The sequence below is a fragment of the Microbulbifer taiwanensis genome (assembly GCF_014904815.1).
Classification (GTDB): domain Bacteria; phylum Pseudomonadota; class Gammaproteobacteria; order Pseudomonadales; family Cellvibrionaceae; genus Microbulbifer; species Microbulbifer taiwanensis.
Genome location: NZ_JACZFR010000053.1, coordinates 36233 through 58283 on the forward strand (window position 1 = coordinate 36233; position 22051 = coordinate 58283).

At 49.8% G+C, this 22051-nt stretch carries 17 protein-coding genes; 11 read left to right on the top strand and 6 right to left on the bottom strand.

The genetic code is table 11. The features are described 5' to 3' along the window. Nucleotides 1–143: 143 nt before the first annotated feature. From secA to mutT, 3 genes are all read left to right on the top strand, one after another. The gene (secA, locus tag IG627_RS17670) at nucleotides 144–2897 is read left to right on the top strand and encodes a preprotein translocase subunit SecA (protein ID WP_193194083.1); all 2754 of its coding nucleotides are present in this window, start codon (nucleotides 144–146) and stop codon (nucleotides 2895–2897) included. A gap of 165 nt (nucleotides 2898–3062) precedes the next feature. Beyond that, the gene (gene argJ, locus IG627_RS17675; RefSeq protein WP_193194085.1) at nucleotides 3063–4265 is read left to right on the top strand and encodes a bifunctional glutamate N-acetyltransferase/amino-acid acetyltransferase ArgJ; all 1203 of its coding nucleotides are present in this window, start codon (nucleotides 3063–3065) and stop codon (nucleotides 4263–4265) included. Then, entirely contained in the window at nucleotides 4246–4680 is a 435-nt protein-coding gene (mutT, locus tag IG627_RS17680; protein WP_226865387.1) for an 8-oxo-dGTP diphosphatase MutT, read from the top strand. The genes argJ and mutT overlap by 20 nt, the downstream gene beginning before the upstream one ends. Nucleotides 4681–4945: 265 nt before the next feature. On the opposite strand, the gene yacG is transcribed toward mutT, so the two are convergent. From yacG to pilB, 5 genes are all read right to left on the bottom strand, one after another. After that, nucleotides 4946–5167 (bottom strand): DNA gyrase inhibitor YacG, encoded by a 222-nt coding sequence (gene yacG, locus IG627_RS17685; protein ID WP_455429757.1) that lies wholly within the window; start codon nucleotides 5165–5167, stop codon nucleotides 4946–4948. Nucleotides 5168–5244: 77 nt separating this feature from the next. Next, entirely contained in the window at nucleotides 5245–5844 is a 600-nt protein-coding gene (gene coaE / locus IG627_RS17690) for a dephospho-CoA kinase (protein WP_319024600.1), read from the bottom strand. 336 nt (nucleotides 5845–6180) lie between these two features. After that, complete coding sequence (locus IG627_RS17695) at nucleotides 6181–7065, bottom strand: prepilin peptidase (protein ID WP_193194098.1); 885 nt, start codon at nucleotides 7063–7065, stop codon at nucleotides 6181–6183. A gap of 3 nt (nucleotides 7066–7068) precedes the next feature. Continuing rightward, nucleotides 7069–8280: a type II secretion system F family protein gene (locus IG627_RS17700; protein ID WP_193194099.1), complete on the bottom strand. Its 1212-nt coding sequence runs from the start codon at nucleotides 8278–8280 to the stop codon at nucleotides 7069–7071. A gap of 162 nt (nucleotides 8281–8442) precedes the next feature. After that, nucleotides 8443–10155 carry a type IV-A pilus assembly ATPase PilB gene (gene pilB, locus IG627_RS17705; protein WP_193194101.1) on the bottom strand — a complete coding sequence of 571 codons (1713 nt, stop codon included), beginning with the start codon at nucleotides 10153–10155 and terminating at the stop codon, nucleotides 8443–8445. 426 nt (nucleotides 10156–10581) lie between these two features. On the opposite strand from pilB, the gene IG627_RS17710 reads away from it, so the two are divergent. Both IG627_RS17710 and IG627_RS17715 read left to right on the top strand, forming a co-directional pair. Further along, nucleotides 10582–11040, top strand: coding sequence for a pilin (locus IG627_RS17710; protein ID WP_319024601.1), 459 nt, complete (start codon nucleotides 10582–10584; stop codon nucleotides 11038–11040). A 97-nt stretch (nucleotides 11041–11137) separates the two neighbouring features. Then, nucleotides 11138–12532: an O-antigen ligase family protein gene (locus IG627_RS17715; protein ID WP_193194105.1), complete on the top strand. Its 1395-nt coding sequence runs from the start codon at nucleotides 11138–11140 to the stop codon at nucleotides 12530–12532. Nucleotides 12533–12634: 102 nt separating this feature from the next. Here the strand turns inward: IG627_RS17715 and IG627_RS17720 are convergent, their stop codons facing one another. Next, nucleotides 12635–14056: an undecaprenyl-phosphate glucose phosphotransferase gene (locus IG627_RS17720; protein WP_193194108.1), complete on the bottom strand. Its 1422-nt coding sequence runs from the start codon at nucleotides 14054–14056 to the stop codon at nucleotides 12635–12637. Nucleotides 14057–14883: 827 nt separating this feature from the next. Here IG627_RS17720 and IG627_RS17725 point away from each other — a divergent pair. The 6 genes from IG627_RS17725 to IG627_RS17750 all read left to right on the top strand — a co-directional run bounded on the left by IG627_RS17725 (nucleotide 14884) and on the right by IG627_RS17750 (nucleotide 22013). After that, nucleotides 14884–16242 carry a flippase gene (locus IG627_RS17725; protein WP_193194110.1) on the top strand — a complete coding sequence of 453 codons (1359 nt, stop codon included), beginning with the start codon at nucleotides 14884–14886 and terminating at the stop codon, nucleotides 16240–16242. Beyond that, a complete protein-coding gene (locus IG627_RS17730; RefSeq protein ID WP_193194112.1) occupies nucleotides 16239–17753 on the top strand; it encodes a hypothetical protein in 1515 nt (504 codons plus the stop codon). Before IG627_RS17725 ends, IG627_RS17730 begins: the two co-directional genes overlap by 4 nt. Next, on the top strand, nucleotides 17750–18991 hold the full coding sequence (locus IG627_RS17735; RefSeq protein ID WP_193194114.1) for a glycosyltransferase family 4 protein: 1242 nt from the start codon (nucleotides 17750–17752) through the stop codon (nucleotides 18989–18991). The genes IG627_RS17730 and IG627_RS17735 overlap by 4 nt, the downstream gene beginning before the upstream one ends. Before the next feature lie 210 nt (nucleotides 18992–19201). Then, nucleotides 19202–19978 carry a glycosyltransferase family 2 protein gene (locus tag IG627_RS17740; RefSeq protein WP_226865388.1) on the top strand — a complete coding sequence of 259 codons (777 nt, stop codon included), beginning with the start codon at nucleotides 19202–19204 and terminating at the stop codon, nucleotides 19976–19978. Between the two features lie 104 nt (nucleotides 19979–20082). Next, the gene (locus IG627_RS17745; RefSeq protein WP_193194116.1) at nucleotides 20083–21261 is read left to right on the top strand and encodes a glycosyltransferase family 4 protein; all 1179 of its coding nucleotides are present in this window, start codon (nucleotides 20083–20085) and stop codon (nucleotides 21259–21261) included. Continuing rightward, nucleotides 21255–22013, top strand: a complete 759-nt coding sequence (locus IG627_RS17750; protein ID WP_193194118.1) for a WecB/TagA/CpsF family glycosyltransferase — start codon at nucleotides 21255–21257, stop codon at nucleotides 22011–22013. The genes IG627_RS17745 and IG627_RS17750 overlap by 7 nt, the downstream gene beginning before the upstream one ends. Nucleotides 22014–22051: the final 38 nt, after the last annotated feature.

Here is a 22051-nt window from a genome sequence, read left to right on the forward strand (position 1 = left end):
ACCGAGAGCGCCTGCGGCTCAAGGTGGCGGTTGCCAGTCGTGGCGCCTTCCTGTTTACTTGCACCCCTCTTTAAATGAGCGCTGGTGCCCCCAGATTCTCTACCGGCCCCGCCGGCACAAATAAGATAAGTGGTTCCTAGATAATGATTGGCAAACTGATTAGATCGGTCTTCGGTTCAAAAAATGACCGCGAGCTCAAACGCATGCGCCGCGTGGTGGCGAAGGTCAACGCCCTGGAGGAGGAGTACCGGCAGCTCGACGACGCCGCCCTCAAAGCCAAGACCGATGAGTTCAGGCAGCGCCTGGCCGACGGTGAGACCCTCGACCAGCTGCTGCCCGAGGCCTTCGCCGCGGTGCGCGAGGCCGGCCGACGCAGCCTGGGCCTGCGCCATTTCGACGTACAGCTGATCGGCGGTATGACCCTGCACGAGGGCCGCATCGCCGAGATGCGTACCGGTGAGGGCAAGACCCTGGTGGCCACTCTGCCCGCCTACCTGAACGCGCTCGAAGGCAAGGGCGTGCATATCGTTACCGTGAACGACTACCTGGCATCACGCGATGCCAACTGGATGCGCCCGGTGTACGAGTTCCTCGGCCTGACGGTCGGCGTCATCGTGTCCCAGCAGCACCCGGAGGACAAGAAGGCGGCCTATGAGGCGGATATCACCTACGGCACCAACAACGAATTCGGCTTCGACTACCTGCGCGACAATATGGTGCTGCGCAAGGAAGACCGCACCCAGCGCCCGCAGAATTTCGCCATCGTCGACGAGGTGGATTCCATCCTGATCGACGAGGCGCGCACACCGCTGATCATCTCCGGTGCTGCCGAGGACTCCTCGCACCTCTACCTGGCCATGAACCAGCTGGTACCGCAGTTGCAGCGCTCGGAAGAAGAGGGCGGTGAAGGCGGACACTACAGTGTCGACGAGAAGACCCGCCAGGTGGAGCTGACCGAGGACGGCCACCAGCTGATCGAGGAGCTGCTGTCCCGCAGCGGCCTGATGAAGGAAGACGAATCCCTCTATGCCCCCGGCAACCTGGGCCTGCTGCACCATGTGCACGCCGCCCTGCGCGCCCATGTGCTCTTCCACAAAGACGTGGACTACATAGTGCAGAACGGCCAGGTGGTGCTGATCGACGAGCACACCGGCCGCACCATGCCCGGCCGCCGCCTGTCCGAGGGCCTGCACCAGGCGCTGGAGGCGAAAGAGAAGGTACAGATCCAGAGCGAGAGCCAGACCCTGGCCTCCACCACTTTCCAGAACCTGTTCCGCTTCTATCCCAAGCTTTCCGGTATGACCGGCACCGCCGATACCGAGGCGTTCGAATTCCAGCAGATCTACGGCCTGGACGTGGTAGTGATCCCCACCAACAAGCCGACCCAGCGGGACGACCTGAACGACCTGGTCTACCTGAGCAAAGAGGAGAAGCTGGAAGCCATCATCGAAGACATCAAGTACTGCCGCGACAAGCAGGCGCCGATCCTCGTCGGTACCGCCTCCATTGAGACCTCGGAAGAGATGTCGCGCGGCCTGCAGCAGGCGGGTATCGAACACCAGGTACTGAACGCCAAGTACCACGAGCGCGAGGCGCAGATCATTGCCCAGGCCGGCCGCCCCGGCACGGTCACCATCGCCACCAATATGGCCGGCCGCGGTACCGATATCGTGCTCGGCGGCAACTGGGAGGCGGAAGTCGCCGAACTGGAGCAGCAGGAGGGCCGCGAGGCCAGCGAAGACGAAAGGGCCGGGATCAGGGAAGAGTGGCAGAAGCGCCACGACACCGTGATCGAGGCCGGTGGCCTGCACATTATCGGTACCGAGCGCCACGAATCCCGCCGTATCGACAACCAGCTGCGTGGTCGCGCCGGCCGCCAGGGGGATCCGGGCGTGACCCGCTTCTACCTGTCCCTGGAAGACAACCTGATGCGCATCTTCGCGTCAGACCGGGTGAAGAACTTCATGCAGATGCTGGGCATGGAGCGCGGCGAAGCCATCGAGCACCGCATGGTGTCCAACGCCATCGAAAAGGCGCAGCGCCGCGTCGAGGGCCGCAACTTCGATATCCGCAAACAGCTGCTGGAATACGACGACGTCGCCAACGACCAGCGCCAGGTGATCTACGGCCAGCGCAACGAGCTGCTGGAAGCGGAAACCATCAGCGACACCATTGGCGCCATCCGAGAGGATGTGGTCAACGAACTGATCTCCGGTTTCGTGCCGCCGCAGAGCGTGGAGGAGCAGTGGGATATCCCCGGCCTGGAAAAACAGCTGGCAGGCGAACTGGGCCTGGAGCTGCCGGTACAGCAGTGGCTGGACGAGGACCGCACCCTGCACGAGGAGAGCCTGCGCGAGAAAATCGCCACTGCCGCCCAGGAGGCCTACAAGACCAAGGTCGAGCGCATCGGCGAATCCTCAGGGGACGCCACCCTGATGCCGACCGTAGAGCGCCAGATCATGCTGCAGGTACTGGACCAGCTGTGGAAGGAACACCTTTCCAGCATGGACCACCTGCGCGCCGGTATCGGCCTGCGCGCCTACGCCAACAAAAACCCCAAGCAGGAATTCAAGCGCGAGTCCTTCCACCTGTTCCAGAGCATGCTCGACAATCTCAAGCACGAGGTGGTGCGCATCCTCGCCCACGTCGAGCCGATGACCCGCGAGCAGATGGAAGAGATGGAACGCCGCCGCCTGGAACAGCAGCGCAAACAGCAGCTGGAACTGCAACACGCCCAGGCCTCTGCCATGCCCGAAGCCGAAGCGGCCGAGCCGGCGGCACCGATGCCGGAGCGCCGCGGCCCCAAGGTGGGTCGCAACGACCCCTGTCCCTGTGGCTCCGGCAAGAAATACAAGCAGTGCCACGGCAAACTGGCCTCTTCCACCTCCTCAACCTGATAGCCTCTTCCCCTCTCTCCCGCTCGCGGGAGAGGGGCCGGGGGAGAGGGTTGGGGCCGCAGGCCCGCCCGGTATTTTTTGAAACTCGTCATTCCGGCGCAGGCTCTGCGCCGGAATGACGATGGCAAGGAAACATTGTAGGAGCGGCCGTTGGCCGCGAAAAAAATGCCCCAAAACACACTCCCCCAAGTACCCGGCATCCGCCTCGCCAGCGTCCCCGCCAATATCAAAAACTGGCAGCGCGACGACCTGCTGCTGATCGAAATCCATGCAGGCGCATCCGTCTCCGCCACCTTCACCCGGAACGCCTTCTGCGCGGCCCCGGTGACAGTGGCCAGGGAACATATCCGCAACGGCAATATCCGCGCCCTGCTGATCAACGCCGGCAACGCCAACGCCGCCACGGGCGAGCGTGGCCTGAGCGACGCCCGCGCCTGCTGCGCGGCAGTGGCCGAAGCGCTGAATATCAATGCAAGCCAGGTGCTGCCGTTCAGCACTGGCGTTATCGGCGAGCACCTGCCGCTGCAGAAACTGCTCGACGCCATCCCCGCCGCCGCCACGGAACTGGCCGGTGACGGATGGGATAGGGCCGCCCGCGCCATCATGACCACGGATACCAGGCCCAAGAGTGCCAGCCGCACCGTCGAAATCGCCGGTGAGCAGATCCGTATTGCCGGCATCGCCAAGGGCGCCGGCATGATTCAGCCCAATATGGCCACCATGCTCGCCTATGTGGCGACGGACGCGGCCATAGCCCAGCCGCTGTTGGACCAGCTGGTAAAGGAGGCGGTCAACGCATCCTTCAACCGCATCAGCGTCGATGGCGACACCTCCACCAATGACGCCTGCGTGCTGATCGCCAGTGGCGCAACGGGTCCGCAGTTAGGCGATGTAAACAGTGTGGAATACCTGCGCCTGAGGGACGCCATTATCGAGGTGCATATAGAACTGGCCCAGGCCATTGTGCGGGACGGTGAGGGCGCGACCAAGTTTGTCACTGTGCAGGTACGGGGTGCCCGCCACAGCGAGGAGGCAATGAAAGTGGCCTTCGAAGTGGGCGAATCCCCACTGGTAAAAACCGCCCTCTACGCGTCGGATCCCAACTGGGGTCGCCTGGTCATGGCTATCGGCAATGCCGGCGTGGAGCAGCTGGAAACGGAAAAAGTGAATATCTACCTGGACGATGTGCAGGTCGTCGAAGCCGGCGGCCGCGCATCGGCCTACACCGAAGAGGCCGGCGAGCAGGTGTTCTCCAGGCCGGAATTCACCATCACCGTCGACCTGGGCCGCGGTGACATCGACGAATATATCTGGACCTGCGATTTCTCCCACGAGTACGTGACCATCAATGCCGAATACAGAACCTGAGGTGCAGCTGGTGGGCAAAGTGATCCATGTCGCCGTGGGCGTGGTGCAGCGGGGCGACGGCAGAATCCTGATAGCCCGCCGCCCCGATCACCTGCATATGGGCGGTCGCTGGGAATTCCCCGGCGGCAAGGTGGAAGAGGGCGAGACAGTCCAGCAGGCGCTGACAAGAGAGCTGCGCGAAGAAGTGGCGATAGAAGTAAAGGATTTAAAACCCCTGACAGAAATCCGCCACGACTACCCGGAAAAAACCGTACTGCTGGATACCTGGTGGGTGACAAAATTCAAAGGCGAGGCCAGCGGCCAGGAAGGCCAGCAATCCGCCTGGGTGGCAGTGGCAGAGCTTTTCGACTATCAGTTCCCCGACGCCAACCAGGAGATCATTGAGGCCATCCTGGCTACCGGTTCCCACCTTTAATTTTCCTATCAAACGTCTATTTGTTCGTCATGCCGGCGCAGAGCCTGTGCCGGACTCGATCCGATACCGGTATCCAGTTTGGTGGCACCTGGATTCCGGCCGTCGCCGGAATGACGAGGGCGAGCTGTAGGAGCGGCGGGGCGGTCGTCCGCCCACCCACGGCTGCGATCCCCCGGGAACGCCGAACTTTTTCGAGCGCTGAGGGCTTCAGCTCAGCAACGGGCCGCGCACCCTACTGGCAACTCTTTTGGGGGAAGCGAAAACCTCAATGCCGAGTCTTGGAATCATCCAGCTCCCCACTCAAAACATCATCAAAAGCCGGCTCCCCCGGAATCTTGTGCCCTTCAGAGGCCCACTCCCCCAGATCAATCAGCTTGCAGCGCTCACTGCAAAACGGCCGAAACGGAAACTTGTCATTCCACTCGATGGGCTTCTTACAGGTGGGGCAGTTCAGGGTAGGTGTCTCTTTAGCCATAAAACGCTTCAATTACTTTCTTCGTAACTACTCTCTCCTCTCCCGCTTGCGGGGGAGGGGTTGGGGGAGGGGGCCGGTAGGCCGAGAGCTTATCTCTCTTCTGCCAGTTGCAGGTACTTCCGGTGCAGCGATTCCACCTGTGCCTCCAGGCTCGCCAGGTCGCCGGCATTGTCCAACACATCGTCCGCCTTGGCCAGCCGCCCGGACTGGGACAGCTGCGCCGCCATAATCTTGCGGATTTGCTCCGGAGTACTGCGGTCCCGCTCACTGGCGCGTTCGGCCTGCAGCACTTCGGGCAGATCCACCACGCAGATCCTGTTCACCAGTTGATATTGCCCCGACTCGATCAACAGCGGCGACTCCAGAATCGTGTAGGGGCTGCGACTGGCCTCCAGCGCCCGCACTATCTCCTCGCGAATCAGCGGGTGCAACAATGCTTCCAGCCACTGCCGCTCACCGGCATGGTCAAATACCAGCCCGCGCAGCCTGGCCCTGTCCAGCCCGCCATTCTCCAGCAGCACCCCGGCACCGAAGTGCTCCGCAATTTTCGCCAACGCCGGCTGCCCCGGCTGCACCACCACTCGCGCGGCCCAGTCCGCATCCACGACATGGATCCCGAATGCCCGAAAACAGTCCGCCGCCGCCGACTTGCCGCTACCAATGCCGCCCGTCAACCCAACAGTAAACACAGTCCCCAACCCTCCTGTAGGAGCGGCCCACGGCCGCGATCAGTGCAAAATACCCACCCGGAATTTGGATGGGAACCTTGTAGGAGCAGCCGTTGGCCGCGATCAATCCCGACTGACCCCCCCATGCTTGCAGCTTGTGATTCACTTTAACTGTAGGAATACATGGAGCAGCCTGAGCGAACCCTGTGTTCGCCCTAATCGGGGCGAGCCAGAAACGAAAAGGGCGGAACCAAGGTCCGCCCTCCAATATATCTTTCGTCATTCCGGCGCAGAGCCCGTGCCGGACTCGATCCGCTACCGGAATCCGGTCCGCAATGATTACCGTTGAACAGCCGCCTAGGACCCCAGACCAGAATAGTTAAGATACCACCCCACAATCCGATCCCCCCAGAGCATCGCAATCCAGCCGGCTCCGGCCAGATAGGGCCCAAACGCAATCGGCAGATTCCTGTCCCGCCCGGCAATCACACTCCAGCTCAACCCGGCCACGGCCCCCACGGCCGCGGACAGCAGAATCACCAGCGGCAACATCTGCCACCCAAACCAGGCGCCGATGGCCGCGAGAATCTTGAAGTCCCCGGCCCCCATACCCTCCTTGCCGGTCACCAGCCTGAAGATATGGAACACGGACCAGAGCGCCAGGTAACCGGCGATGGCCCCGATCACTGCATCCTGCACTGGAACGAAAACGCCCCACAGATTGATAAACAGCCCGCCCCACAACAGCGGTAGGGTAATGTTGTCCGGCAGTAACTGCTTGTCGAAGTCGATACCGGTCAGCGCCACCAGCGCCCAGGTAAACACGCAGCCCGCAAGCGCCTGCCAGGTAAAGCCCAGTTGCCAGACAACGATGGCGGTCAGCAGCCCGGTCACCAGCTCCACCAGTGGGTAGCGCTTGGAAATGGTCGTGCCGCAGTAACCGCACTTGCCGCCCAGCAACAGATAGCTGAGCAGTGGCACATTGTGCCGGGGTTTGACCTCGGCATCGCAGTTGGGGCAGTGGGAATGGGGCAGGACCAGGTTGAAAGTTTCGTCCAGCTCTTTCTGCTCAGCAGGATCTGGCTTGGTGTCGAAATAGCTGTAGAAATCGCGCTTGTATTCCCGCTCCATCATGATGGGCAGGCGGTAGATGACGACGTTGAGGAAGCTGCCGATCAGCAACCCTAAAACCAAAGCGCTGCCTAAGAGCAGCGCTTGCTGTGAAATTAAAATGTCTAACATCTTTTATACTACATTGCCCAGCTGGAATATTGGTAGGTACATGGCAATCATCAGACCGCCGACCAGAACGCCCAATACCGCCATAATCATGGGCTCCATCAAGGTAGTAAGGTTGTCTACGAGATTGTCTACTGCCTCCTCATAGAAATCGGCAGCTTTTGCAAGCATCTCGTCCAAGGCCCCGGACTCCTCACCGATGGCGGCCATCTGAACAAGCATAGTTGGGTAGAGGCCGGACTGGCGCATTGCCACATTCAATGGAATGCCGGTGGCAACCGAGTCGCGAATCTTCAGAGTTGCCGCTGTATAAACACTGTTACCCGTGGCCCCCGACACCGATTTCAATGCATCGATTAAGGGGACGCCTGCAGCAAAAGTAGTAGACAAGGTGCGTGCGTAACGAGCGGCGATGGAGTTGTAGGTAATCAGGCCCAGAATAGGCAGGCGCAATACCAAGCGATCAAAAAAGGCGGCCACATTCTTGTTGCGTTTCTTGATTTCCAGTGTACCACCAACAACCAACACTATTGATATAAGTGCAATCAACCAGTTGGCTTGCATCCATTCCGATATGCTGACTACAAAAAGAGTAAATGCAGGTAAGTCTGCCCCGAAGCTGGAAAATGTTTCGGCAAATTGCGGAACTACTTTAATCAATAGTACCGCAGTAACAACAATTGCCACCACAACCACCGCTATGGGGTAAGTCATGGCTTTCTTGATTTTGGCTTTCAGCGACTCGGTCTTTTCCTTATAGGTGGCAATGCGGTCAAGCATGGTTTCCAGTGCGCCGGATTGCTCGCCAGAGGCCACAAGGTTGCAGAACAGGTCATCGAACTGTAACGGGTGTTTGCGAAGCGCGTCAGCAAAGGCGGTACCAGAAGCCACGTCATCGCGAATTTTAAAAATCAGCTCCTTTACTCCGGCGTTATCAAGGCCGTCGGCAACGATCTCGAAACTCTGTACCAGAGGTACACCCGCTTTCATCATAGTGGCCATCTGGCGGGTGAAGAGGGCGATGTCTGCAGGTGTAACTTTTTTCTTGGCACTGAACAGGGGCTTTGGTTTTTTTTGTACTTTGTTGGCGATAATACCCTGCCGGCGCAACTGGGCTTTGATCAGCGCTGGACTGGAGCCGCTTAGTTCCCCTTCGACCTTGGCGCCTTTACTGTCCACACCCTTGTAGACGTAAGCAACTGCTGCGGCATTGGCCATGGTTGTTTTTCCTGTTTCTTGTTATTGGCATGGACCAAGCCATGCTTGTCTATCTATTGTCATTCCAGCTCGGGCCGGAATCCAGTAATCCGTCATTCCGGCGCAGGCCGGAATCCAGCCCCCCAGGTTCTGTCTCTTCGAGGAGGGCGCGATATCAGGGGCCTAGTCTTTGGTAACCCGGTTAGCCTCTTCCAGGCTGGTAATACCCATCACCACCTTTCGCAGCGCCGAAATACGCAAATTGTTGAAGCCCTCCTTACGTGCCTGGTCGGCTATCTGAATCGAATTGCCGCCCTCCATTATAATCCTAGAAATTCCATCGGTGATGCGAACCACTTCATAGACGCCTACTCGGCCCTTGTAGCCCTTGGAGCAGTGTTCACAACCCACCGGCTGGTAGATTTTCCATTCCTTGCGGTCAATAGTCACTGTGTCGAAGCCCTCCTCCTTGAGCACTTCTTCCGGGAGGGGTGCCGGCTTCTTGCATTCATTGCACAGGCGTCGGGCCAGGCGCTGGGCAATGATCACGCTTACAGAGGTGGCGATATTAAATGTGGGAACCCCCATGTTCATCAAGCGGGTCAGGGTTTCAGGAGCCGAGTTGGTATGCAGGGTAGAGAGCACCAAGTGGCCGGTCTGTGCGGCCTTGATGGCGATCTCCGCCGTTTCCAGGTCCCGGATCTCACCCACCATTACGATATCGGGGTCCTGGCGCAGGAAGGACCGCAGGGCCTCGGCAAAATTCAGTCCCACCTTGGGCGATACGTTGACTTGGTTTATGCCCTCGAGGTTTATCTCCACTGGGTCCTCCGCGGTAGAGATATTGCGTTCGGGGGTGTTGAGAATATTCAGGCCTGTATACAGGGAAACAGTCTTGCCGGAACCGGTGGGGCCGGTAACCAGGATCATGCCTTGCGGTTGGGCTAGGGCATCCATATAGATCTTTTTTTGCTCGTCTTCGTAGCCCAGTGCGTCGATACCCAGCTTCGCGGAAGAGGGGTCGAGTATCCGCAAAACTATCTTTTCACCCCAGAGAGTTGGCAGGCTGTTGACCCGGAAGTCGATGGCCTTGGTTTTGGACAGCTTCATCTTGATGCGGCCGTCCTGGGGGACACGCCGTTCGGAGATATCCATTTTGGACATGACTTTCAGGCGTGCGGAGATACGGGCTGCCAGCTGAATAGGTGGCTTGGCGACTTCGTGCAATACCCCATCGGTACGCAGGCGAACGCGGTAGCTCTTTTCGTAGGGCTCAAAATGGATATCCGAGGCTCCGGTACGGATTGCATCCAGTAGTACTTTGTTGACAAAACGGACAACAGGGGCTTCATCGCCACCCGGATCATTGTCGTTATTGTGCTCCGCTTCACCACCTTCGACATCGAGGCTGTCCAGCTCCTCGTCGTCCATACTTTCTAGGCCTGCGCCCATATCGCCGCTATCGGATAGATAGCTTTCGATAGCCTTGGCCAGTTTGTCAGCTTCCACCAGCACTGCATCGGTATTCAGCCCAGTATTGAAGTTGATTTCATCCAGACCCGCGAGATTGGTAGGGTCTGCCACTGCCACGAACAGTCGGTTGCCGCGTTTGTATAGGGGGAGGGTGAAATGCTTGCTGATCAACTTTTCATCAATGATACCCTTGGGTATCAGGTCGAAGTTGTAGCTGCCGAGATCAAAAAGCGGTGAACCGAAAGCCTGGGAAGCTATGCCTGCCAGCTCGCGGCTCTTTACTAGCTTGGCCTCGACGGCGTGCTGAGCAAATGTCTGGTTTTCCCGTTGGGCTGCCTTGGACGCCGAAACGGCTGTGTGCTCGTCGATAATCTGGTCAGCGACCAGCCGTTTGGCCAGGCCGCTCAATGAGGTAGTGCTCATGGATGGAACCGCTTCATCATTGTTACTGCTTGTTATTTGTACGGTGTTATTCGCACTTGAGAAGCCCCTAACTGGGGTGGCCCGCTACGTTGACGACCGACCTCTGGCCTCCAAGCACTCAAATATAGCGAAATAACCTGCTTGAGCCAATTGTCCAGTTTGGGACACTTAGCCTTGGGTGGTCTATAGCCACGTAAGTATCTGACAATTTGTGTCATCTATTGAATCTGTTTGTCAGTACTGATTTTTGGCTAGCGATACTCGCAGATAGATGCATGTGACTAACCTCCCAATTGTATCTGCTTGGATGGATTTGGCGCTTGCAGGAATTGGCACAAACCTTGTATCTTGTTCGGCGACTTCCTCACGGGATGTTCTCCCTCACGGGATTCACCAAAACCAAAAGTCTGTATGGAGACGGTTACAATGAAAAAGCAACAGGGTTTTACTCTTATTGAATTGATGATCGTAGTTGCGATCATCGGTATTTTGGCCGCGGTAGCGCTGCCGGCTTACCAGGACTACACAGTGCGCGCCAAGCTGTCCGAGCCGGTCAGCCTGATGTCCGCTGCCAAACTGGACCTCTACGAGCGCATGGTTTCCGATGGCGCATGGCCGAGTGACGCCGATGGTGAAGCTATCGTGGACAAGATTCAGACTATGTCTAATGTCGTGAGTGCTGCCGACTATACAGCAGGTGGCGATACTGCCTCTGCTTCCACTGTTGAGCTGACCCTGGCCAACACTGGGGACGGCCAGGTTGATGCCAAGAAGCTGACTTTTAAACTGACTCCTTCCAATAATGGTTTGGATCTGAGCTGCTCTACTGATGTGACTTCTGATTACTACAATAAATTGCCGAACGCCTGTCGCAAAGCGTCCTAATTTTTTGTTGTAATTGTTACGTTTTGAAGGTGTTCTGCCTTCCCATAAAAAGGGCCACATTTGTGGTCCTTTTTCTATTTCAGTGTAGAGGGGTGAGATGTCTGGGCGAGAGTTGCTAGGCTGGGTCTGTGTTGGTCTCTTGTCTACATGGTTCTTTCTAAGCATAGATCCGCTTGATATTTCTTTGCCTTTGGGCTACTACAATCACAAACGCATCGTACAAATAGTGCTCCTGAGCTTGCTTCCCTTGCTTTTATATAGCGGGGAATATAGGAGGGTATGCGGGGATTGTTTATGTGATGGGCGGCCGGTGCTGTTGTGGGGGGGATCTCTATTTTTTATTGGGATTGGTGCCGTCTTATCCGACAATATTGGCCATGCTTTACTGGAAAGTTTACACTGGTTGTTGTTGCTGGGTGTATTTGTCGCGGGATTTTATATTGCGCGCCTTGGGTTGTCTGCGTATTTAGTTGCCTTTTTTTTGGTATGCCATGCATTTTTGGTATTCAAGGCGCTCATTTATTTAGGGTTTGAAGTCTTTTTGAGTTCTTCGCTGCGGCCGGATTTGGTATATCCCTCAGTCAGCCAGATACGTTTTTTTAATCAAGTGCAAGTGTTCATTATCCCACTGCTGGTAATTTTTGCGGCAAATACAAGTTATAAGAAAATTTCGTATCTGCTTTTGTTTGGTAATTTTTTGTTGGCCTTTTCCGGTGGTGCCCGCGGATTGCTCGTCTCTATCCTGGCGACTGGTATTTTGGCGTACTGGTTGCTTTCGTCTTGGCGATATGATTTGCGTCGTGGCGCATGTGTGTTTCTAGCTGCCTATTTGTGTTATGAGTTCCAGCACCTGTTTTTGGATAGTGTCGCTACAAACTCGGACGTGCTCCGCTTTCATTCGTCCGGGCGCTTCACGATCTGGCAAGAAGTTATATTTTCGCTGAATTATTCCCATATTTTTCTCGGCGAGGGGGTGGGTGCTTACTCGTTTCATGACTTTCATCGAATTGAGGGTCATCCGCATAATAGTATCTTGCAGTTTCTTTATGAATGGGGGGGGGTTGCAACGTTTGCAGGTATTGCTTCCGTTGTCTGGATAATGCGTCGTGCTTGGGTGGAGCTTGTTCAAAGTTCGGTTGCACCGAAAAACAGTAGTATACAGGCTGGATTGCTTTTGGCAGTTGTTTCTGCTTGTGTCTACTCTTTGTTTAGTGGAATTGTTGTAATGCCTGTTCCACAAACATTACTGTTTTTAGGGTTGGGGTTGCTTTGGGGAGGTGTTGTAAAGGGGGATGGGTGTCGTCTCGTATCAAGTGGTTATTTGAAAAAACGTTCAATTTTGAAGTTGGCTGGGGGCGCATTAATTTTCACTGCTCTCATCACTTACGCTGATTTTTGCGGAAAATATTTTATGCAGCAAGCAGAGTTTCCCAAGGAAATTCGGGGGCCTAGATTTTGGGTAGAGGGGGCTCAATTCTTAGAGTATGAATAGCGCTTGTGTTAAAGGAGAGGATAGAGGCGGAAACATATGCCTCCCCTATAAGTATATTAAATTTGCAATTATAGTTTTCTAACTGCTTAAATATGGCAGTTGCTAATAAGCATTCCTCCCTGCGAGTCCTTTGAATATAGTAATGAAGAGAATCCGCAAGTCCAGCCATATTGACCAGTGACGGATATAGTGCAGGTCGAACTCCACGCGTCTGCACATTTTTTCCAATGTATCGGTTTCACCCCGCCAGCCGTTCACCTGAGCCCAGCCCGTAATGCCCGGCTTTACCTTGTGCCGCAACATATAGCCACTGACCAGTTTGCGGTACTCCTCGTTGTGTGCAATCGCGTGGGGGCGCGGGCCCACGATGGACATCTGGCCCCGCAGTACGTTGACCAATTGCGGCAGTTCATCCAATGAGGTACGCCGCAGGAGGCGGCCGAGTCGGGTGATGCGGGGGTCATTTCGACATGCCTGCACTATGGTTTCACCGTTTTCCAGCGTTGTCATGGTTCGAAATTTCCACACCTCGATAGGGCGCCCATCCAGCCCGTAGCGGAGCTGCTTGAATATCGCTGGACCCGGTGTCGTGAGCTTGATGCTAATGGCAATCAGCGATAGCAGAGGTGCAGTCAACACTAGTAGCAGAGTGCCCAGCAGCAGATCTTCAAGACGCTTCATCCAGCTGTTAATACCCTCAATGGGCGTATCGTAAACGCTTAGTACGCTACTGCTCCCCACTTGGTACCAACGGGAATGCAGGAGGTTGTGAAAAAACAGGTCCGGCAGTATATGTACGGTAGCCGTGGTGTCGGCAAAGGCGCCCAAGACTGACTCAATTTGCAGTTCTTCACGCATGGGTAGGGTAATATAGACTTGCTCCAGCGAGCCGGCTTTGGCGGCCGCTAGCGCCTCTGCCACTTCCCCCAACATCTGATAGGGCGCGGAGTTCGGCAGCTGTTGCTGGCAGCTAGCCGACTCCGGGACCCGGTAGAAGCCATGGATGCGTATACCTAAGTGCGGTTCGGCCGCAAAGTCCTCGGCCAGTTGCAGCCCTGAGGGGGTAATGCCGATGATAGCTGCGGAGCGGGTGTTATGATCGCGGGATCGGACGTAGAACAGGGCTTGACGAAACCCATACCGCCAAAGTGCCAAGAGCACCAGCGTGGACAGGAACCAATTGCCGACTATTAGCCGGGAATAGATTTGTCCGGTTTTGCTGAAGTAGGCAATCAGTAGCAGCGTGGCGCAGACAGATACCCAGGCAAACAGGGTTAAGCCCAGCATATGGGCATAGGAATCAATACGCCATGAGCGGTAGAGCTCTACCGATTCTGCACAAAAGACAAACAGAGTAGTGGCGAGCAGACCAATAATTAACCAGACATTTGTCAATTGGTGGTCAAAAAAACGACACCAGAAGAGTAGAGATGTGAAAATAACACCTCCGTCAATAAGCCGGTAAATTGCTGCTAGACCACTCTGATGGCGGTGCCCCCAACCTGCTTTTGTATATTTGTTCATCACCCGACCTCTCTGCAATAGGTAATCCCGAGCCCGAACGCCACGAGGAGTTTGGTACCCACAAGTTTGGCCCTAGCCCCAGTGTAATGATAAGGCTTTTCGCTCATTTTGTGACGTGGAAACCAGGGCGAGAATGAACACTAGTGGGGTGGCCTGACTCCATCGATGTGTGTCAGTATTTGATCATTTCATGTGTCAGCGAAAGCTGGAAAAGTTGGTTAAATATTGATCGGTTTTGGTTGCTTTCAACTTTGTGCTTGAAGTAACGGTATTAAGCGCACTTTCCTACATATTTGCTCCACAGCAATAACCTATTTTGATCAAAGGTAAAGCGTCATGACAATCACAGCCGTCCAACCTAAAGTGGCTACTTGCCCTGCGGCCGAGACTCCTGTGCTTCCAGGTTCGTCATCTGCCTGCGAAATCTCACTTGGTCATATTATTTTTCCATCATGGGAGTATAGAGAGAATCACTACCTCCTGCTACCTGCTGTACCTGGATGAACAGGTCCCCCTGATGAGTGTCTAACAATGACTAAGAGCAACAGGTAAAAGCACACTGGGTAGTAATTCTAAGAATTTTAGTAAAGAGATACTGATTTCATGAAAGGACAGGTGGACAAAAGCGACGTGTATGGGCCGGGCATCAAATTCCTAGAGCCGATAATTCAAAGTGGCGTTTTTGTTAAAAAATTACTATAAGCAGCATTGTGATAGAAGTTCTACCAATTCTGAAGTCTACTTCACCTACATTTTATTAAGATAGAATTAGAGGTGGTCTTTCATCGCACCTAATATTGCGATGACATAGAGGCCAAGAAAAACATTTGATTAATTTGAAAAGTATGAACAGGGTGATTTCCATCAGAAATAAACTGGGTGGAATACTTGGTTTTGAAGCGATGGGTAAATACTATCAAAATATATCGTGGCTTTTTATTGACAGAATTGCCAGAATGGCGTCTGGCATTTTTCTTGGAGTTTGGCTGGCTAGATATCTGGGACCAAACCAGTTCGGCACATACAATTATGTTCAGAATTTTGCCGGAATGGTTGGTATTCTGGCGACATTGGGTCTTGACAGGATAGTAGTAAAAGAGCTTTTGGATAAAAATTTAGATCGCAATGAAGTTCTGGGAACCGCGTTCTTGATGAAGCTATGCGCAGCTATAATAACAGTGATTTTATTATGTGTTTTAGTTGGCATTATAGAAAACACAACTCGCGATAGGTATTTGATACTAATTGTAGGCGCTTGCCAATTGGCAGGGGCGCTAAATGTCATAGACTTTCTGTTTCAGAGCTTGGTTGCAAGTCGTTATGTAGTGATTTCAAATTTGGTGTGTTTGTTCGCCTCTATATCCATAACCATAACAATGATAGTCACAAATCAGCCATTGGAATATTTTGTTTATCTTCTGCTGTTTAATTCGATTGCTCTGGGATTTTTATTGGTATTGATCTACGAAGCTAAAGTTGGATCAATTATAAAGTGGAAGTTTAATGCCCGGATAATGATGCGCTTACTTCAACAAGGTTGGCCACTCATTCTGACAAGCTCCTTTGTCATCTTTCAAATGAAAATAGACCAAGTAATGCTTAGGCTGATATTAGGAGTTAGCGATGTTGGTCTCTATGCAGCAGCAGTCAAAATAAGTGAAGCAAGTTATTTTTTACCAATGATAATAATGTCATCACTGTGGCCTGCTATTGTGAAGTGGAAGAACTTAGATGAAAAAATGTATCTCAAGAAGTTGCAAAAGTTGTACAGATTTATGGCTGCACTGGCTTTGGTGCTTGCTTTGACTTTATCACTTCTTGCTAACTCTATCGTTTTCTACTTGTTTGGTGATGCGTATTCGGAGGCCGCAGATATTTTAAGAATACACGTCTGGTCTTCTGTATTTGTTTATTTGGGGGTTGCCTCAGGCGCTTATTTGATAAATGAAGGGCTGCAAAGAAAAAATTTTTACAGGGCCGCTGTAGGAGTTGCCGTGAACGTACCCTTAAATCTACTTTTAATACCTAGATTCGGCTGTGAAGGTGCGGCAATTTCCACATGTCTGAGCTTTATGGTGAGTAACTATCTATATGACATCTTGGATACTGATTTACGTTGTCAGTTTATTATGAAAACAAAATCAATTTTACTTTTCAATATTCCTTCTTGGCAGAAAGCAAGATGAAGAAATTAAACCAAAGGAAAATGGTACAGCATAGAAGTAAATTAGAACTGAAAAACTGCATTGAATCGTTCATATATGAAAAAATTCCCGAAGATGGAGGAGAAATACTTACATTATCATCCAGAAGATTATTGACTTGGAATAGACTAGACTTGGCTTTCAAATTAGTTTATTTGGAACTTAGAAAAACTCTTCCTGAGCTAGCCAAATCTATTTATTTGGAGGATATCAAGGCTCAAACTTTAGGGCAGTTTTCAGAGTTTGGAAATGCTGACAAGAATTCATTTGAAGCATACGTAGAGTGCTTCGAAAAAATATTTACAAGTATAGAAAATGATGGGTTTTTAGGTGATAAATCGATAGTTCCACTGGGCCGGAATGGCACTATTTATAATGGTGCACATAGAATTGCTTGTTCCATTTATTTAAACCGAAGAGTGACGGCTATCCAGATTGATCTTCCTCCAATGATTTGTGATTACAAGTATTTTTATGACAGAAATGTACCCGTTAACTTTATTGAAATGGCAGTGAATAAATTTATTGAGTACTCCTCTGATGTCTACATTGCCTTTCTTTGGCCATCAGGCAAGAAAAGAATTTCAGAGTCGGAAATTTTGTTTTCAAACATTTTGTACAAAAAAGAAGTTGGATTGAGTAAAAAGGGTGCTTTTAATCTTTTAGCCTGTTTGTACGAAGATATGGATTGGGTTGGTAGCAAAAACGATGGCTATCCAGGGATAAATAACAAGCTTATAGAATGCTTTCCTACATTTGACCCTGTTAAAGTCATTGCGTTTCAGGCGGAAAATATAGGTAAAGTCAGAGAGATTAAGAAAAATATACGCTTGATTAATAATATTGGATATAGCTCAGTACACATCACTGACAATATAAGAGAGGCATTAAAAATATCTAACCTTCTGTTTAATGACAATGGGCTTCACTTCTTGAATAATTCTACACCACATCAGTATGTCAGCTTGGATGATGACTTGAAGAGATTTGACATTCTTGTAAATGAGGCAGGAATTAAGAGATCGAAGCTGATAATTGATGGAGGGGCTGCATTATCAGTTTATGGTATTAGAAAGAATTCTGATATTGACTTTCTACTAGATGGGAAGGTGCCGGCAGAATTCAGGGAGGCGGGTTTCGAACCTCATGATGATCAGATTATATTTCATAAAAGAAATAAACTTGAATTGATTTATTCCCCTGAAAATCATTTCATTTATTTTGGATTTAAATTTATTTCATTTGATCAGCTATATAGAATGAAAAAGTATAGAAATGAAAAGAAAGATGAAAACGATTGCAAGCTGATGGAATCTCTTTGCGAAAATAAAAAATATATGAAATTGCTGGCGAAAGTTAATCAAAAAATTCTCTACAAAAGGCTAAAGCTACATAATTTTATAGTCATATTTATAGTTGAAATACTAAAAAAGTTAAAGCTTTATTCAGCTGTAAGAAAAGCTTACCACCATGTAATGTTTTTACTGAAATGAAAATTCTTATCGTAAATTCGACAGATTCTATAGGTGGTGCTGCGAGAGCTGCATTTCGGCTGCATGAAGGCTTACTAGCTGAAGGCCTTGATAGTACAATGCTTGTTAACATTAAGCGTGATGTCGGTACTCGTGTAATTGTTCCAGGAACTTCATTTAGAAGATTTTTAAGCCGCGTCAGACCAAGAATAGAATCTCTACCACTGAGAGTTTATCGAAGGAGAGGAGTTGACCCTTTTAGTTTAGCAAGCTTACCCTTTAATGGAATTTCTGATGCAATAAATGAGATTAATCCAGATATTGTCCATTTACACTGGATTTGCGGTGCCATGATTCGTATCGAAGATTTAAAAAGAATTAAAGCACCAATTGTTTGGAGTTTGCATGATGAGTGGCCATTTACGGGAGGTTGTCATTATACTCAAGGCTGCTCGCAATATACTGCGACTTGTGGGAAATGCCCAATACTGAATAGCGAAAAAGAGAGAGATGTAAGTTATAGAGTGTTTAAGAGGAAGCTTAATACTTACAATGAGATTAAAGAGCTAACCATAATCGGATTGAGTAAGTGGCTCCAGGGAAGAGCAAGTAGAAGCCCATTATTTGATGGACGCAATATTGTTAATCTTCCTAACCCTATTGATGTCAATCGCTTTCAGTCAGTTGAAAAAAATACAGCTCGGTATTTATGGAATTTGCCAGTTAATAAGCGGCTAGTTTTATTTGGAGCTATGAATGCGACTGGAGATCCGCGCAAAGGCTACAAGCAACTTAAAGAATCGTTGCGATGTATTACCAGCTCTAAAATTGAGTTAGTAATATTTGGTGGCAAGGCGCCTTTGCGTGAAAAATGGGAAAACCTTAAAAGCCATTATCTAGGAGAAATCTACAATGATGGTGATTTAGCCACGCTTTATAGCGCTGCGGATGTCTTGGTTGTGCCGAGCCTCGAGGAAAACTTATCTAATGTGATTATGGAGGCAATGAGCTGCTCTTTGCCGGTTGTCGCGTTTGACATTGGGGGTAATTCAGATTTAATAGACCATAAAACAAATGGCTATTTGGCGAAGAGAGAAGAAGCTAAAGATTTGGCACGAGGAATTGAGTGGGTTCTTGAAAATAATGAAAACAGTAAGTTATCTATTAATTCTAGGATAAAAGTAGAAAGTTATTTTGATTCAAGAATAGTGATTAGAAAGTATATGCAGTTGTATGAAAGTGTTTTGAAGAACAAATAATTAATGTTTAAAGACTGCCGGTTGTGTAATAGTTGAGTTTGTGAAGTCTTTTATAGTAGAGTGAATTTCATCGTCGTTTTCCTTTACGTTTAAAATTAAAATGCATCCTTTATGTATATCTTGGGCGAATTTTGATTGATAAATACTTGGTTGCATATTGCCTAGGTTATTGGTTCTAAACACAAAGGGTAGTTTATAATATGGGCTTTAATGCTAGGCATGAGATTTAGTAGTAAAAAAGTAAGTGTTATCACCGTTGTTTACAACGGCGAAAGGTACTTGGAGCAAACGATACAAAGCGTAATCAATCAAACGTATGAAAATATTGAGTACATCATTATTGATGGCGGATCCACGGACAATACGCTTGATATAGTTAGTCGATATTTGGATTATATATCCTATTTTATTAGTGAGCCGGATAATGGTTTGTACGATGCAATGAATAAAGGTATTAGAATTGCGAGTGGCGATTTGATCGGAATGATCAACAGTGATGATTGGTATGAGCCAAATGCAGTTGAATTAATGGTCGATGCGTACGAGAATAATTTAGATAAAACAATTTTCCACGCAGACTGCTACGATGTTTCTTGTGATGGAGTAAGAAAGTTGCGAAATTTTCATCCATCTGAATTAAAGTTAAAATACTACTCCATGACGTATATACATCCGTCGATGTTTGTTTCTAAACATGAATATTCAAAGCATGTGTATGATGTCAATTTGAAGGTCTTTTCTGACTATAAATTTATTCTTGAGTCTTATTTAAGCGATAAGAAAAAAATTCATTATGTTCATAAGGCTATTGTTAACTTTAGGCTGGGTGGCATCAGTTCTAAACTCTCCTTTTTTGACTCTATGAAAGAAGGTTATATAGCAAGAAGAACGGCAGGCCTCGGGCGTCCGGAATCGATAATGTCATTATTTGTAAGGGCTTTGGGAGCTTTATATTCACGGTCTAAAGGGTTATTAAGTAATTCATAGGAAGAGTTTATTTCTTCGGGTGCTCTGTTTGTCAGCAGCAGCTCAATGTGCCATTGACTTTGCGAGTTTTGGTGACAACTGCAAGTTTTAAAAAGGCAAATTTTATGAAAATATTAATTGTCCACAATAGTTACCAAAACCGTGGAGGTGAAGATTCTGTAATGGAATCAGAAGCCGAAATGTTGCAAAGGGGGGGGCATGAAGTACAGATTCTATGCTTTTATAATCAAGAGATAGATGGAATTGTAAATAAAATCAAAGCAGCTGTAGGGGTTGTATATTCTAGAAAGTCAAGCCAAGCTATAGAATCTGAAATTAGAAGGTTTTCTCCAGATTTGGTGCATGTGCATAACTATTTTCCATTAATTTCTCCAGCCGTTTTTTATGTGTGTAAATATCTTGGAGTTCCGGTAGTTCATACCCTTCATAATTATAGGGCGATTTGTCCTACTGCTACATTTTTTCATAAAGGTCGGATAGAAGAGCGATCTTTGAAAGAATCGTCATGGTGGACAGCTTCAAAAAAAGTATATAGAGAGTCTTATATTGGTAGTTTTATTGTTGCTACTATGGTTGAGGCTCATAAATATCTTGGGACTTGGCAGAATAAAGTAGATCGTTTTATAGCGTTGACTGACTTTTCTCGAAAGAAGTATATTGATGCTGGGTGGCCGGAGAGTAAGATTTCGATAAAACCAAACTTTATTGAGGATCCATTTACAGATAGAAAAGTATTCAGGAAGACCGATGCTTATGGAGTTTTTGTTGGACGTTTGAGTGAAGAGAAGGGTGTCAATGTATTGATTGATGCATGGAAAAATATTAATTTCCCACTGAAAATTATCGGTGAGGGTCCCCTTGAAAGCATAGTGTCTAATAAGAGCGCTGACAGCCTTGAATTTTTGGGAAGACAAGATAGGCGGAGTACTTTGGATTTTATGCGAAATGCTGATTTCATAATTGTTCCTTCGCTCTGCTACGAAACATTTGGAGTTGTCATAATAGAGTCGTTTGCTTGTGGAACGCCTGTGATTGCTTCGAGATTAGGCAGCTTTGAGACGATGATAGAGGACGGTGTAACCGGCCTCCTTTTTGAGCCAGGAAGTTCCGAAAGTTTAATCGAGAAAGTCCAGTGGATGATGCATAACAGAAATCTTGTATTTGAAATGGGATTGAGAGCTCGCCATGAATACCTAGAGAAGTATACACCAGAAAATAACTATAAAATTACAATGGGGGTATATGAGCAGGCAATTGAAGAGGCTAAAGGTAGACAATGGTAAATTATAGCCGAATTATTGCTATGAATACTGATGTCACGGATTTAGATGCAACAGTCAGTATAGTGCAAAGTTTGGCGGTATCTAGACAGGGCAGCTACATTTGTCTCTCCAACGTCCATATGTGCATGGAAGTATTGGATTCGTTGAATTTTCGCTCGATGGTTAATGGAGCCGATATGGTCGTCCCCGACGGACGTCCGATTTTTTGGGCGCAGAAACTGCTAGGGGCTAGTGAGGCAACGCAGGTTCGCGGCCAGGAAATCATGTATACTCTATGCAAAATTTCCGGTGAGAAGCGCCTGAATATTGGCCTATACGGTGGTAGTTCAGACATAGTACTGGAGAAGGTAGTAAAGGCCTTAAAGAAAAGCTGTCCAGGTATCAGGCTAAGTTATGTCTACGCTCCTCCTTTTCGTGCACTAACCGTAGATGAAGACAAAAGCGTAGTGAGGACCATTAATGACGCTGAAGTAAACATACTCTTTGTCGGCTTAGGATGTCCCAAGCAGGAACGTTGGATGGCAGCGCACAAAGGGCGTCTCAGCTGCGTAATGATTGGGGTAGGTGCAGCCTTTGATTTTATTGCTGGATCGAAGAGACAAGCTCCACTTTGGATGCAGAAGTTGGGGTTAGAATGGCTATTTCGATTGTTGTCCGAACCGCGCCGCCTGTGGAAGCGCTACTTAAAGCAAAATCCTCGTTTTATTTATCACTTTGCCTGCCAGTGGCTGTTTGGAAAAAAGTATTTGTAACTGCTATCTTAGTTGCGGCCGATTGCGGCTTGCTTCGA